Source organism: Prochlorococcus sp. MIT 1303, assembly GCF_001631965.1.
GTDB lineage: Bacteria > Cyanobacteriota > Cyanobacteriia > PCC-6307 > Cyanobiaceae > Prochlorococcus > Prochlorococcus marinus_D.
In genome coordinates, this window is sequence record NZ_LVHK01000027.1 from 1 (window position 1) to 14420 (window position 14420).

Annotated in this window: 13 protein-coding genes and 1 pseudogene; 4 read left to right on the top strand and 10 right to left on the bottom strand. The window is 49.4% G+C overall.

Annotation, left to right across the window (positions count from 1 at the left end; all coding sequences use genetic code 11):
* From PMIT1303_RS13875 to PMIT1303_RS01190, 4 genes and pseudogenes are all read right to left on the bottom strand, one after another.
* Nucleotides 1–1036: pseudogene (locus PMIT1303_RS13875) on the bottom strand (hypothetical protein); the annotation flags it as partial.
* A 334-nt stretch (nt 1037–1370) separates the two neighbouring features.
* Entirely contained in the window at nt 1371–2996 is a 1626-nt protein-coding gene (locus tag PMIT1303_RS13675) for a hypothetical protein (protein ID WP_063397186.1), read from the bottom strand.
* A gap of 570 nt (nt 2997–3566) precedes the next feature.
* Nucleotides 3567–5204, bottom strand: a complete 1638-nt coding sequence (locus PMIT1303_RS13880; RefSeq protein WP_231901196.1) for a hypothetical protein — start codon at nt 5202–5204, stop codon at nt 3567–3569.
* A 305-nt stretch (nt 5205–5509) separates the two neighbouring features.
* On the bottom strand, nt 5510–5782 hold the full coding sequence (locus tag PMIT1303_RS01190; RefSeq protein ID WP_063395631.1) for a hypothetical protein: 273 nt from the start codon (nt 5780–5782) through the stop codon (nt 5510–5512).
* Nucleotides 5783–5871: 89 nt separating this feature from the next.
* On the opposite strand from PMIT1303_RS01190, the gene PMIT1303_RS01195 reads away from it, so the two are divergent.
* Nucleotides 5872–6150: a hypothetical protein gene (locus PMIT1303_RS01195; protein WP_063397188.1), complete on the top strand. Its 279-nt coding sequence runs from the start codon at nt 5872–5874 to the stop codon at nt 6148–6150.
* Here the strand turns inward: PMIT1303_RS01195 and PMIT1303_RS13170 are convergent.
* Nucleotides 6141–7445 carry a calcium-binding protein gene (locus PMIT1303_RS13170; RefSeq protein WP_156486863.1) on the bottom strand — a complete coding sequence of 435 codons (1305 nt, stop codon included), beginning with the start codon at nt 7443–7445 and terminating at the stop codon, nt 6141–6143. The genes PMIT1303_RS01195 and PMIT1303_RS13170 overlap by 10 nt on opposite strands.
* A gap of 190 nt (nt 7446–7635) precedes the next feature.
* Complete coding sequence (locus PMIT1303_RS01205; RefSeq protein ID WP_063395631.1) at nt 7636–7908, bottom strand: hypothetical protein; 273 nt, start codon at nt 7906–7908, stop codon at nt 7636–7638.
* 89 nt (nt 7909–7997) lie between these two features.
* On the opposite strand from PMIT1303_RS01205, the gene PMIT1303_RS01210 reads away from it, so the two are divergent.
* A complete protein-coding gene (locus PMIT1303_RS01210) occupies nt 7998–9293 on the top strand; it encodes a bifunctional cobalt-precorrin-7 (C(5))-methyltransferase/cobalt-precorrin-6B (C(15))-methyltransferase (protein WP_063397190.1) in 1296 nt (431 codons plus the stop codon).
* Here PMIT1303_RS01210 and PMIT1303_RS01215 read toward each other — a convergent pair.
* The 3 genes from PMIT1303_RS01215 to pheS form a co-directional block, all read right to left on the bottom strand.
* Nucleotides 9290–9817 carry a DUF192 domain-containing protein gene (locus PMIT1303_RS01215; RefSeq protein ID WP_231901198.1) on the bottom strand — a complete coding sequence of 176 codons (528 nt, stop codon included), beginning with the start codon at nt 9815–9817 and terminating at the stop codon, nt 9290–9292. The two genes, PMIT1303_RS01210 and PMIT1303_RS01215, sit on opposite strands and share 4 nt — an antisense overlap.
* Entirely contained in the window at nt 9814–10722 is a 909-nt protein-coding gene (locus PMIT1303_RS01220; RefSeq protein WP_063397191.1) for an NAD(+) kinase, read from the bottom strand. The genes PMIT1303_RS01215 and PMIT1303_RS01220 overlap by 4 nt, the downstream gene beginning before the upstream one ends.
* Nucleotides 10723–10824: 102 nt before the next feature.
* Entirely contained in the window at nt 10825–11832 is a 1008-nt protein-coding gene (gene pheS, locus PMIT1303_RS01225) for a phenylalanine--tRNA ligase subunit alpha (protein ID WP_011826559.1), read from the bottom strand.
* 88 nt (nt 11833–11920) lie between these two features.
* Between pheS and surE the strand changes: the two genes are divergently transcribed.
* Nucleotides 11921–12730: a 5'/3'-nucleotidase SurE gene (gene surE / locus PMIT1303_RS01230; RefSeq protein ID WP_011826560.1), complete on the top strand. Its 810-nt coding sequence runs from the start codon at nt 11921–11923 to the stop codon at nt 12728–12730.
* On the opposite strand, the gene PMIT1303_RS01235 is transcribed toward surE, so the two are convergent.
* Nucleotides 12715–13278, bottom strand: coding sequence for a DUF3611 family protein (locus PMIT1303_RS01235; RefSeq protein ID WP_011826561.1), 564 nt, complete (start codon nt 13276–13278; stop codon nt 12715–12717). The genes surE and PMIT1303_RS01235 overlap by 16 nt on opposite strands.
* 45 nt (nt 13279–13323) lie before the next feature.
* Between PMIT1303_RS01235 and PMIT1303_RS01240 the strand changes: the two genes are divergently transcribed.
* Entirely contained in the window at nt 13324–14256 is a 933-nt protein-coding gene (locus PMIT1303_RS01240) for a bifunctional riboflavin kinase/FAD synthetase (RefSeq protein ID WP_074159178.1), read from the top strand.
* The last annotated feature ends 164 nt before the right edge of the window (nt 14257–14420 follow it).

A 14420-nucleotide genomic window follows, 5' to 3' on the forward strand; every position in this document is an offset into this window, starting at 1 on the left:
CAAAGAGTGATTTCGTATAGAGCTCAATGTCATTACCATCTCCTCCTTGATAGGTAATAAAGAGATCACGTGGTGATCCTTTATCGCTTTTAAATCTGCCTACTGAATCTCCTTCATTGAGGCCATCATATTGACCAGAGAGGTCTCCATCAACTTTGGCAATCACAAAGGAATCGCCAGCAGAAAGCGTGAAGCCATCAATCAGTGAGAGATCAAGCGTGCCACCATTAATTGTCATGTCCCCCGTGACTTCAAAAAAATCATGCTCTGTATCTGTTCTATGGAAATCATGGTTATTTGTGCCACCTAGTTCAATCTCTTTAGTTCCTCCTCCCTTGATATAGTGACCATCAATGAGCATTCCTCCTGCGGAGTTTCCAGGAGCTAATGTTCCATCGTCTGTAAAAGTCCCCCCGATTACTGAACCACCATGGACAGCCCCACTCCCGGAGTTATAAAATTTACCTTCTCCAAAGTTAAAGATTTTTGCATCTTTGGTTTGCCATATATTACCTGCATTGACAAATGTTGCTTGACTATAGTATATTAACGCGTCATTGTTAATTGCACCATTGTTAGTAAACGTAGATACTGTTACACCTCCACCTTGAATTTTTATAGCGGGTGCAGCACCATATGGACCTTGTATATTTATTGTTCCGTTATTAGTAGCAGGATTGGCATTACCAACACCCCCAAAATACATCGTCCCAGGGTTCTGACCGCCAGGCTGATTGGTTTGGATATTGATAGTGCCAGAATTTAAAAAATATCCGCTAGCCTGCGACCATGAAGCTTCCTGAGACTGAGTTAAAATTGAACCTTTTGTATTTTCGAAATCATTATATTGGTTGATTAGACCATCATTCGTGTAACCTGCTACCACATTATTCGTATATTTCACTCCAGACTCATTTAGGTTTAGTTGGTTGTATCCTGAACTGGGGGTATCATTCATGCCATTCCAGCCTTGAACGCTTTTTCCGGTAGATCCCTGAACATATGAGACAATGGGAATCTGTTTAAAGGTCGTCATTTTTTAAAATTTAAAATCAATGAATGCGTTTATATCATGACCGTTGTAACATAAAATTGGTTGAAATGTAACAATTCATACGATCTCGTTAGTAAGTTCCCTGGCCTACAGGCTTTTCATCTCTTTTTGAATTCGAGTGATTTGAGCCTGCCAGTATTGCTTACTTGCTAATACTGTCTTCAAAAATCTAGATCAATAGGGCCTTACTTACCGATCAAGTCAGAGGCAGATTGAGAAAAGAACTCAGGGCATTTCAAACGTTAAATGAGCAGTGAATCAAATTTTGTCGTTTTACTGCTCATCCTATTTAGCTTGATGCTGTGGGTTCTAGGGCTCAGATAAAGTCAACAACATCAGCAGCTAGGAACGCATCCTTATCAACATCCAGCAATGTGGTATGAATCCCATCTGCTGTGAGCAATAGATCATCTCCAACTTGCGTCAAGGAAAGCTCAACTCCATCAGCAACAGAGATGCGATCGTTTTCAGCAAATGAAAAGCCGATAATCACATCATCACCACGACTCAGGGTGTAGGTATCAGCACCACGATCTCCTTTGAGTTTGTCATCTCCAGACCCGCCATCAAGCCGATCATTACCATTGCCTCCAGTGACGTGATCATCTCCACTGCGCCCTAACAAAATATCGTCACCATTAGCACCAAAGATCACTTCGTTTGCAGAGGTTCCAGACAATAAATCATTTTCAGCAGAACCAATGATTCTTGGTTCACGCAAGCTCTTAGGAAGGACACCAAAGAGTGATTTCGTATAGAGCTCAATGTCATTACCATCTCCTCCTTGATAGGTAATAAAGAGATCACGTGGTCCTCCTTTATCGCTTTTAAATCTGCCTACTGAATCTCCCTCATTGAGGCCATCATATTGACCAGAGAGATCTCCATCAACTTTGGTAATCACAAAGGAATCACCAGCAGAAAGCTTAAAGCCATCAATCAGTGAAACATCGAGTTCTCCTGCGAGTTCTAGATCACCGGTAATTTCAATCCAATCGTGTTCTGTAGCGGTGCGATCGCCATCTCCATCGTAAGTACCACCTAATTCAATCATTTCCTTGCCTCCTTTTCTATGAGTCAAGCTTCCATCAAACAAGAGACCTCCAGATGAGTTGCCAGGAGAGATGATTCCGTCATTTGTGTGATTACCAATTATTTTTCCTGTACCTTGTATTTCTCCGACCCCTGTAATGGATCCTCTTGTAGTATCGATGATTCCATCATTTATGATTAGTGTTTCATTGATTAATTGACCTATATTTTGAAGCTGGGCACCTGATAGGTTCTTCAGGGTGCCGCCATTATTTAGAATATTAATATTCTCGAAATAACTTGAATTTGTAAGTAATCCCCCATTATTATTAAAAGTGCCACTGGCTAAATTATAAATTTTAGAACTTCCCTCATTAAGGACAGTACCATAGTTATCAAAAGTTCCATTATTATTTAGCGTACCATCAGCATTACGAATCGTTAAGCGATTTTCTAATTGACCGCCCACTTTCTCTCCTGCCGGTGCTGCCTTGATATTTATGATTCCACCACCAATATTGACAATAGAATCCTCCTTCTCTGGGAGAATGTTTCTGAGAAGGCCAGTAACATTAATATTAATGGTTCCACTATTATGTATACTATAAAAATCAAACATGGCGCCATTCAGATTAAAAACTGAATTTATTTTGCCGCCATTATTCAAGACGCCACCGGTAAGCATCCCATTACAATTAAAGTTTCCATAGTTGTCTATTTTAACATAGTTAACAAGATCTCCATTCGAAATGATTGAACCGGTATTTGAGATAGAACCCTGATTGTCAAGCTCGTCAAAGATGATTAGTTCTCCGATAACCTCACAGGGTGTCCACCAGTTAACAGCAATCGCGTCAGGGTAAGTGTTATATGTTGTGCCTAATGGTATAGTTTGGGGAAAGCTTGTCATTAGTCTAAGGCTGGTTTATAGGTATTTAATCGTTTCATGAATAAGCAAGAATTTTAACTTTGTACGAAGCCGATATACAAATTGAAACCTTTTAAGAGGCTTAAACCATTGATCTTGGTTGAAGGGTGTAGTTGCTTTCCCAAAAGTAACCATGGCCGTTTCGAGAAAAGAAACTCTGCTTGTCAAGAGCCTATGAAATAATGATGGCTTCAAATATTATTTGTCTTATTCTATTAGGCACTTAATTGCTCGATCAGCTCAACTAAAACTTACAACTTTCCGTGATCAATCTGGTCCTCGGCTAGATACGCAGAATTGGTATTTCATGAATAATCAATGGGCAAGTTGCGGGTATCGCTATTAAAGCAGGGTGAAGTATAGTCTCCAGAGAAAAGAAGGGTCTGCATGATTACATTACTTACTTTATTTTTCAAATGCAGCGGATTTTAATCTAAGTACAGACAGAAATCTATGGCGTCAAGGCTGAATCAATGATGCTCTGCTAAATTTATTCAGGTAATGAGCAAGAAAGGACTTAAAAGATTATCTTGAAGCAAAAGGTTCTATAGCTCAGATAAAGTCAACAACATCTGCAGCTAGGAACGCATCCTTATCCACATCCAGCAGCGTGGTATGAATGCCATCTGCTGTGAGCAATAAATCATCTCCGACTTGCGTCAAGGAAAGCTCAACTCCATCGTCAACAGAGATGCGATCGTTTTCAGCGAATGAAAAGCCGATAATCACATCATCACCACGACTCAGCTTGTAGGTATCAGATCCTCGATCTCCTTTGAGAATGTCATCACCGAGACCCCCATATAGCCAATCATCGCCATTGCCTCCTGTGACTTGATCATCTCCATCGCCTCCTAGCAAAACATCATTACCACTAGCACCAAAGATCACTTCATCTGCAGAGGTTCCGGTTAAGGAATCATCAGCATCAGAACCAATGATTCGTGGCTCACGCAAGCTCTCAGGAAGAACACCTAAGAATGATTTGGTGTAGAGCTCAATATCATTGCCATCACCTCCTTGGTAGGTCACAAACAGATCAAGGGCGCCTCCGTTATCGCTTTTAAATTTGCCTACTGAATCTCCCTCATTGAGGCCATCATATTCACCAGAGAGATCTCCATCAACTTTGGTAATCACAAAGGAATCACCAGCAGAGAGCTTAAAGCCATCAATCAGTGAGACATCGAGATCTCCTGCGAGTTGCATATCGCCAGTAATTTCAATCCAATCGTGTTCTGTAGCATTTCGATCGCCATCTCCATCGTAAGTACCACCTAGTTCTATTTCTTTAGTACTACCTTCTTTTTGATACAAGTGACCGTTAATCAAATGACCACCTGCTGAATTGCCCGGGCTTAATGTACCAGAATTTTGTACATCACCTATTATCCAACCAGTGCCACTAAGGGACCCATTATTAATGAATGTTCCTTTAGTTGCTGCGCCTGGAGACCCATCTCCACCAATGGTAGATATAAGATTATCGTTTTGAATAGTACCATCAGTTTGGTTTACCAGAAGCCCCCCGGTCTTGAGAGCGAGGCTTTCGGGGCCAGAAAATATATCCAACTGGCCTTCATTTTTCAGTGTACCACTGTTATATAGTGTACCCATCATAAATAGCTTGCCATAGTTATACAGCAAGTTATAATTATACAGCGTTCCGTTATTGTCCAGCCTGCCATCTTTGCTGTTGTTCAGAAATCCTAGGTTGTAAAACATTCCGTCAGAGTATATAGAACCATCATTATTTATAGTGCCATCGTTGTTATTGGTTAGCACGGCATCGCCATAGAACCCGTTGTTCAACTCCCCCCCAATGTTCATAGCGCCGTTGTTAGTCCACTCACCATCGTTGAATAGAACGCTTTGGTCATTTGAGCTGGCATCAGATGCGCCGCTACTGTTCAGCAAGCCATTATTAGTCAGCGTGGCGCCTTTGTTGTTGTTCAGAATTGCGTAGTTGATGTTAAATGCACCGTAGTTATACAGAGAACCATTGTTACTTTTCGGCAGTCCAGAGATTTCTAGTGTTCCATAGTTTTTATAAGTTATTCCGGAACCATTGTAATCATCCGTTCCTGGTATATATGTATGCCCTGCAGGATTTGGGTTTGGATAGAACTGTTTCCCAGCCATTGCTGTCATCCAATATTTACATGAATTGATGATAGCAGCTTCGAACACTCTTACTTAAATTCCTTAATTATTTTTGTCGAAGGATTAATGGCCAATCCAATGAAGATAATCCTCTACAGCTTTAATTATTTTGCTACCTTCACTGAGTAGATCTGTCGCTTTATCGGATCTGTATTGGCAGTAATCGCCTTGCCCCCCCTGATAAAGGCCTAGGTTTTCTTCTCGGCAAAAGCACTTGGCAATTCCAAAAACTTCACAACCCCCACTTAATCGCAATGATCGGCCGGTAGCTAATCAACTCGACAATTTATAAATGCGCCCCTAGACAAAACAAGCTGCCGAATCCTTACGGCCTACTCAGCATCCAACAAAGCATCGATGGTGACGGCAGAGCGAACCAAAGCCTGGTAACGCTGCAGCACTCGGCGATTGCGATCCAACCAGCGTGCTGGATCATGAGCTTGAGCTGAACTTGCCGCAACATCAAGGCGTGGTGCTTCGCCATCAAGCAATTCCAGCTCGCCCTGCTGCTGAATCAAGGCAACCACCAACTCATGCAAACGCCGACGGCGATCAAGCACAAACGCATCCTGTTCCTGTTCAGTTTTTCGCACCTTGCCCGCCATCTTGTCCGCCATCTTGTCCGCCAACGCGCTGTTCACCATTCAAAGCAACGACAAGTCAGCCATACAACCTCTCAGCCGAGAATGACAACATGCCCGCCTCAATCAGCTCCGCAGCGATCCACGTCATCGGCACCGATGCCGCAGGCTTAGATCACCTTGCTTCGCCATTGCAAGAGCTGGTGCTCTCAGCCCAAGGCTTCAAGCTCGATCCACGCTTCAATAAGGATCTGAAAGCTGACAAGCCAAAAAGGGCCATGGGGCAAGAGAAGATGCGCCCAGCTTGTCAGCAGATCAGCCGACCAGCTAGGGGATCAAGGCATCGTTTGAACCTTGATGGCATAACAACGGTTTCTACCGCTCAGATGTAATCAATCACATCAGCAGCGAGAAACTCACCCTTATCCACATCCAGCAAGGTTGTGTGAATGCCATCTGCTGTGAGCAATAGATCATCACCAACTTGCTTAAAGGAAAGATCCACTCCATCAGCAACAGAGATGCGATCGTTTTCAGCGAATGAGAAGCCATCAATCACATCATTGCCGCTACTCAGCTTGTAGGTATCAGCGCCTCGATCACCTTTGAGGGTGTCATCACCTAGCCCCCCATATAGCTTGTCATTACCATTGCCTCCGGTGACTTGATCATCTCCACCGCCACCAAGAAGTACATCATCACCATTACCACCATGCATCACTTCATGAGCGTTTGTTCCAGTTAATGAATCCTCTTCATCAGAACCAATGATTCTTGTGTCACTCAAGCTATTAGGAAGAACACCAAAGGCTGATTTCGTATACAGCTCAATATCATTGCCATCACCACCTTGATAAGTCACGAAGAGATCAAGGGTGCCTCCGTTATCGCTTTTAAATCTGCCTACTGAATCTCCTTCATCAAGGCCATCATATTGCCCAGAGAGATCTCCATCGACCTTTGTAATCACAAATGAATCGCCACCAGAAAGCTTAAAGCCATCAATCAGTGAGACATCGAGTTTTCCTGCGAGTTCTAGGTTGCCAGTAATTTCAATCCAGTCGTGTTCTGTTGCGGTGCGATCGCCATCTCCGTGGTAAGTACCACCCAGCTCTATTAACTTGAGGCTACCATCTCTTTGATATAAATTTCCATCAATCAAATAGCCACCTACAGATTTCCCTCCGTTAATTGTTCCGTGATTGACAATGTCTCCTCCTGTATGACCAGTCCCTTGGATCAGTCCGTAATTAGTAAATACAAACCAAAGAGTAGTTATATGACCATCATTTGTAATGGTACCTGTCCTTTCGTTTGTCAAGTAGTTGGTTAGGTTGTCAAGATTACAGCCGGTGTTGATGTTAAAAACCCCGCTATTACTAAGTATTCCATTGTTTTCTATGGTACCGCTACTATGGGTCAGCATGCCTCCCTGGTTGTTTAACAGGTTGCCGTAGTTGACAAGGGATCCATCGTTAATAAGCTTGCCGCCGTCGTTGTTGGACAGGGAGGATCCGTGGCTGATCCCCAGCGAGCCACCATTATTTCTCAATATACCACCGTTATTTAGAATACCGCTAATATCTAGCGTGCCGTTGTTTTGAAAATCTATTTGATTATAATCACCATCTGCCGTCTCATATGTAACCCCTTTTGGATTTAGACTTGGAGAAATCTGCTTTCCCATGAATTCAGAGTAACAATCAAACTCATCGTCGGACCTTTATCCATCATCAGCTTTCTATTTAAGAATCTATTTATATTGGTGTATGCATTCCTGAGTCTTATTTTGGCCACATAGTAATCATCATTCAATTGATTGACCCGTCGGTTCTTAATGCGCCCCTAGACAAAACAAGCTGCCGAATCCTTACGGCCTACTCAGCATCCAACAAAGCATCGATGGTGACGGCAGATCGAACCAAGGCCTGGTAACGCTGCAGCACTCGGCGATTGCGATCCAACCAGCGTGCTGGATCATGAGCTTGAGCTGAACTTGCCGCAACATCAAGGCGTGGTGCTTCGCCATCAAGCAATTCCAGCTCGCCCTGCTGCTGAATCAAGGCAACCACCAACTCATGCAAACGCCGACGGCGATCAAGCACAAACGCATCCTGTTCCTGTTCAGTTTTTCGCACCTTGCCCGCCATCTTGTCCGCCATCTTGTCCGCCAACGCGCTGTTCACCATTCAAAGCAACGACAAGTCAGCCATACAACCTCTCAGCCGAGAATGACAACATGCCCGCCTCAATCAGCTCCGCAGCGATCCACGTCATCGGCACCGATGCCGCAGGCTTAGATCACCTTGCTTCGCCATTGCAAGAGCTGGTGCTCTCAGCCCAAGGGCTGGCTGCACCCCGTCGCCTGTTGCCGCAACTGCCGAGCTGGTGGCAGCAGCAGCAAACGGATCAACCTTTGCCAGAACTGATGGCCAGCGATCAACCAGAGGCTCTAATCGCCTGGTTGCACCAGCTGCCAGGCACAGCCGTCGTGCTGGCCAGCGGCGACCCGCTCTGGTTCGGCATCGGCAGGCGACTACTCGAAGCATGTTCTGCTGATCAGCTGCACTTTCATCCAGCACCTTCTTCGCTGCAACTAGCCTTTGCCCGGCTTGGACGCCCTTGGCAGGATGCCGCCTGGATCAGCCTGCATGGCCGTGACCCGGCCCCCTTGGCTCAAAAGCTGCAACAACGCCCCGCAGCTCTAGCTGTACTCACCGATCCCAGCCGCGGTGGCGCCGAAGAGGTTCGTACGATTTTGCGCGCTTCTGGCCTTGAAGCTGCCTATGCAGTTTGGCTTTGCGAACAGCTCGGGCACGCCAATGAACGGGTGCAACGGCTGACGCCACAGGATGCCTTGCCATCGGATCTTCATCCCCTACACCTGGTTGTGCTGCTTGCAGAACAAGCTGCTCCACCAGGAGATCCAGGCGAACTTCCCTTGTTCGGTCTTGACGATGGCTTGTTCCTGCAACACGACGATCACCCTGGCCTGATGAGCAAACGGGAGCTTCGTGTTCAGCTCCTCGCAGAGTTAGAGCTGCCAGAACAGGGCGTGCTCTGGGATTTAGGCGCTGGAGTTGGCAGCGTTGGCTTAGAGGCCCTACGCCTGCGCCCACAACTGCAATTGCTTGCTGTTGAAAAGCGTGGCGGCGGCACAGCGCTGATCAAGGCCAATGCTGCCCGGCTTGCCGTTCATCCTGCTGCAGTGCTCGAAGTCGAGGCCCTCAGCCTGCTGAATGGAACTGATTTACCAGCAAAACTCAGCAACCCCGATCGGGTGCTGCTAGGAGGTGGCGGCCGCCAGCGAGCTGCTCTACTCAAGGCCGTCGTGCAAAAACTTCAACCACATGGAGTCGTCGTGATTCCACTGGCAACCGTTGAGGCCATGGCAGAACTCAGGCCTCTACTTGAAAACTCAGGTTTCACGGTGAAGGTGAGTCAACACCAAGCCTGGAGGGGCCTGCCGCTGGCAGACGGCACACGCATGGCGCCGATGAACCCGGTGATGATCCTCAAAGGCACGAGGCCTTAAGGCTGCCAATCAACAGGCTTCGGCAAAGGTTGAATCTGCACAACATCACCAACCTTGATGGATAGCCTTGCTGCCTCCCCGGCCGCCAACTCCACCACTCCATCCGCCGGCAGCTTCGGGCCATAACTCGGGCAGGGCAAATGCGGGCAAACAGGCACAGCCGCCTCAATCGCAATCACCCGGCCCTGATCAACAAACACCATGTCAAGCGCGGCCAAGGTGTTGTGCATCCAAAAACGCAATCGCCTTGCAGGCTGAAACGGAAACCACATGCCCTGGCCTGATGGCAAGGCATGGCGCTGCATCAATCCCAAGCGCTGTTCCTCTGCCTTATCCGCTACCTCCAATAACAAACAAGTACCGCTTTCAAGGCACCACTGGGCTTCGAGAGGCAAATACTGAGGCGGGGGTTCTGCCCGTACCCCAATAGATGAAAGAGCAATAAGACCTACCGCCAGCCCTGCCCAGAACAGAGGCAACCGCAATCTCTTCCCCCACTGCAAGCAGAGGGCCCTGCAGCTCATACTCGATCAGGTTTAGCAACATGCGGCAAACCCCATCCCAACTTGTTGCGCAACACCTGGAAGAACTCGTGATCTGCCAAGCGCACAAATCTCACAGGATGATCACTACGACGAATCAGTACTCGGTCTTCCGGCCACACATAACAACCCGCACTGCCATCAACAACCATCATCAAGCGATCAGCCGTCGCTGGAAACACAGTCACTGGCTCCTGGTCGCTGAAAACCAGCGCTCTTGACGCCAGCGAATGAGGGGCAATCGGTGCAAGCTGAAGCACCGGGCACTCAGGTGTAATCACCGGGCCTCCTGCACTGAGTGCATAAGCCGTTGATCCCGTAGGCGTCGAGAGGATCACGCCATCAGCAGAGATATCCACTGGCGCATGGCGACCGATCGCGACTTCGAAATGACACATGCTCGTGAGCGGTTCACGATGCAAGGCCATTTCATTGAGGGAGAGTGCCTCCCAGCGGCGCTGATCACCACGCAACACACTCACCACCAGGGTGCAACGCTCCTCAATCGTCCACTGCTTGTTAAGCACCTGCTCAATCACCCGATCGAGATCAGCCAAATAGGCCTCCGCCAGGAAGCCAAGGTGTCCGGTGTTGATGGTGAGGATTGGCACCTGCACAGGAGCTGTCTGCCGTGCCGCCGAAAGCACGGTGCCATCACCACCCAGGACAATCGCCAGTGCCATCGAGGCATCGAATCCCTCAGGTACGCACGCGTTGTAACCAAGCAGGCGCAAATGCTGATCTGGATTGGCAAAGCCAACCATTCCGCCAGAACTACTTGCTCTGACCACTTCGATACCAGCCTGTTCAAGCCGCGCCTGAAGGGTCAATGCGGTCTCTACCGCCAACTCTTTGCCGTCATTAACGATCAGTCCGACACAGGGCACCGATCGAATGAAGCAAACAACGACCTCACTTTATGGGGATTCAGCTGGTTTTGGATGCAGCAACGCGGCGATGCTTCATCCAGTGCACGATCGGCTATCGACTCAAAACTGCTCAAGGAAGCGCAGATCACTCGTATAAAGCCTGCGAATGTCGTCGATGCCATGACGGACCATGCAGAAGCGTTCCACACCAAGGCCTGCCGCAAACCCACTCCAGCGCTCTGGATCAAGCCCCAGGCCCTCTAAGACTGCTGGATCAACCATGCCGCAACCCATCACCTCCAGCCAACGCCCACGCCACTGCACATCCACCTCAGCCGATGGTTCGGTAAAGGGGAAATAACTAGCCCGAAATCTCACCGGCATATCGCCAAAGAATGCCTTCAGGAAGGCCATCACCGTGCCGCGCAGATGGCTGAAATCAAGGCCTTCATCAATGGCCAACACCTCAACCTGATGAAAGACAGGCGAATGGGTCGCATCCACTGCATCACGCCGATACACCCGGCCTGGCGCCACAATCCTTACCGGAGGCGGATTCTCTTCTAGATAACGAATCTGCACAGGCGAGGTGTGGGTTCGCAGGAGCAGATTGCCACCCAGATAGAACGTGTCCTGCATGTCTCGAGCGGGATGGTCCTCGGGAATATTCAAGGCGGAAAAGTTGTAGTGATCGGTCTCTACCTCCGGGCCTTCAGCCACCCGATAGCCCAAACCACAAAACAGATCCACGATCTGCTCAGTTGTTGTAATCAAAGGGTGGCGATGCCCCACAGGAATGCCACTGGAAGGCGCAGTGACATCAATCGTTTCCCGCAGCAGCCGATCAGCCAAAGCTGCCGCTTTCACCACCTGCAACCGTTCCCCTAGCAGGTTTTGCACCTGTGTTTTAAGCACATTGGCGCGCTGACCAACAAGCGGTCGCTCTTCACTAGGGAGCTTGCCCATCGCCCCGAGAACACCAGACAAGCGACCTTTCTTGCCCAACAGGCTCACCCGCAATTGCTCCAAGGCATCCGCATCTGCGGCAGCAGCGATAGCAGACACCGCCTCAGCCTCGAGGGCATCAAGCTGGTCGGTGAGCTGCTGCAAGGAGATAGTGGCGCTCACTGAAAAAAGATCGCAGCCACTGACTTTAGGCAGTCATCATGCTTTAGGCAGTCATCATGATTAAGTTCCCCGCAGTGGATACGAGGAGATGACTCCGTTGCGAATTCTGATTAGCAATGATGACGGAGTTTTAGCTGAAGGCGTCCGCTGCCTAGCCGCTGCCGCCGCCAGCCGCGGCCATAAGGTCACAGTGGTCTGTCCCGACCATGAGCGCTCTGCTACCGGCCATGGCCTCACCATCCATACCCCCATCCGAGCCGAACGCGTCGATGAGCTCTACGGGCCAGGTGTGACGGCTTGGTCCTGCAGTGGCACGCCGGCAGATTGCGTCAAACTGGCCCTATCGGAACTCTTGGCAGAGAAGCCCGATCTAGTGCTCTCTGGGGTCAACCATGGCCCCAACTTAGGAACTGATGTGTTCTGTTCAGGCACGGTGGCCGCAGCAATGGAAGGCACCCTTGAGGGATTGCCGGCGCTTGCGGTCAGCGTCGCCTGCTTCCAATGGAGGGATTTCCAGGCTGCTGCCGAGTTAGCGATGGATGTTGCAGAGAATGCATTGGCAGACAACTGGCCCAACAACCTGCTGCTTAATCTCAACATTCCCCCCTGCCATCCAGAGCAGATGGGATCACTGCGCTGGACTCGCCTTTCAATACGCCACTACGAGGAACAGTTCAGTCGACGTGTCGATCCGCACAGCCGCACCTACTTCTGGTTAGCAGGAGAAGTGGTTAAAGATCTTGAGACCGCCGGCGATGGTCCACGCGACTGGCCCAGCGACGTAGCCCAAATCGAAACAAATTCCCCCTCCTTGACACCCATCCAACCCGATCTGTTTTGGCGTGGTGATCTTTCTGCTCTACCAGCAGCATGCGTAGCCAATCAACCAGTGCGATAAATCCTCTGCAACAACCAAAGCGAAAAGATCAGACCAACCAAATGCGCAAATAACACCTGGGTGTTGCTCAGAACTGAAAGCATCTCCAAGGAGGTGATCGGGTAATTATCTAATGCAGAACGCCCTGCACCAATCGAGATTCCTGGCGCTTGCATCGACGCCTGTACAAACAAACTTCCAGCCAACGATTGATAGCCAATGGAGGAGAAAACCAACCCGAGCAGATCAACAATCACTCCTCGTTTGAGCAGACGACTAGTCTCACCACGGCTGGGGCGAACAGCACTGTTGAGAGCCCTGCCGAGGCGAACGATCAGCCAACCCTGCCAAAGGCTGTACAGCAAAAACAAGAACGCCAAGCTTGTCAGCGACAAGCCAGGACCAAGCCCGAGTGCTCGCTCCGAGTTGCGGGCCAAGCTGCTACCGATGTTGTTGAACAACAGCACGCCAACAACAACAACCCCAAGCACTGTCTGTATCCAAAAACGAATCCATCCCATGCGACGCAACCCGAGCGAAACCATTTGAAGATCGAGAGGGTCAGCCATCCAAGTTCTTGCGGCGGTCGTTCAAACTTGCCATCTATGCGCGCCATGTGCACGGCCACCTTGATTCCTCTCTGCCCCCCTCAGCAGGCACGCACCCCGACAGCGCTTGCCCTCGGTAGTTTCGATGGCCTTCATGCTGGCCATCGCCGCGTCATTGAGGCTGTTGTAAACAATGCGCCTGGCGTGCCAACGGTGGTGAGTTTCTGGCCCCATCCCCGCGAAGTGCTCTATGGCGAACCGCGATTACGACTGGACCTGCCTACCGAAAAAGCCTGCCTCCTCGCTCCGCTTGGTGTCGAACAACTTGTGCTGGTGCCCTTCGATCGTGCTCTGGCATCCCTCAGTGCCGAAACCTTTGTGAAGCAAATGCTGATCCACACCCTCAAAGCGCAGCGCATTGCCGTTGGGGCCAACTTCCGCTTTGGACGTAATCGTGAGGGCGACACAAACACCTTGCAGCAACTCGCCGCAGCCGCCGGAGTGGAAGTGATGGTGTTGCCAATCCTGGAAGACACAGAGGGGCGAATGAGCAGCAGCCGCATTCGCTCCGCGCTCAGCGAAGGCGATCTACAGGCAGCAACGACCCTGATGGGCCGGCCCTATCGCTTCCGCGGCCGTGTCGTCAGCGGCCGCGGCCTTGGGCGAAAACTGGGCTGGCCTACAGCCAACTTGCAAGTTGATGGTCGCAAATTCCTGCCAGGTCTTGGGGTCTATGCCGCCTGGGCATCAGTCAAAGATGAAAGCGAACCCCTTGCTGCCGTGATGAATTTGGGTCCCCAACCCACAGTGGATCCAACATCGCCCTCCGCCGTAGAGGTCCATTTGCTGGATCAGCAAATGGACCTGGAAGGATGCGAAGTATTGGTTGAACCGATCCAGAGACTTCGAGGCCAGCAACGCTTCGCAAACCTTGAAGAACTCAGTACCCAGATTGGCCGCGATGCCGACCTAGCGCGCAGCAAATTGAAGGCCCGATAAGCCAGCGTTAAAAGGCAAGATCAAGCAGGGGTGGGATACGCATTCGTCAAACCCCAAACAATGAACACCCCAATCCCACCTAAAAGAACAACCCCCCAGATCAGAACGTTCATGGTGCTATCTGAACCACTGTTGTCCATGATCGGAATGGGGATGCAATTGTG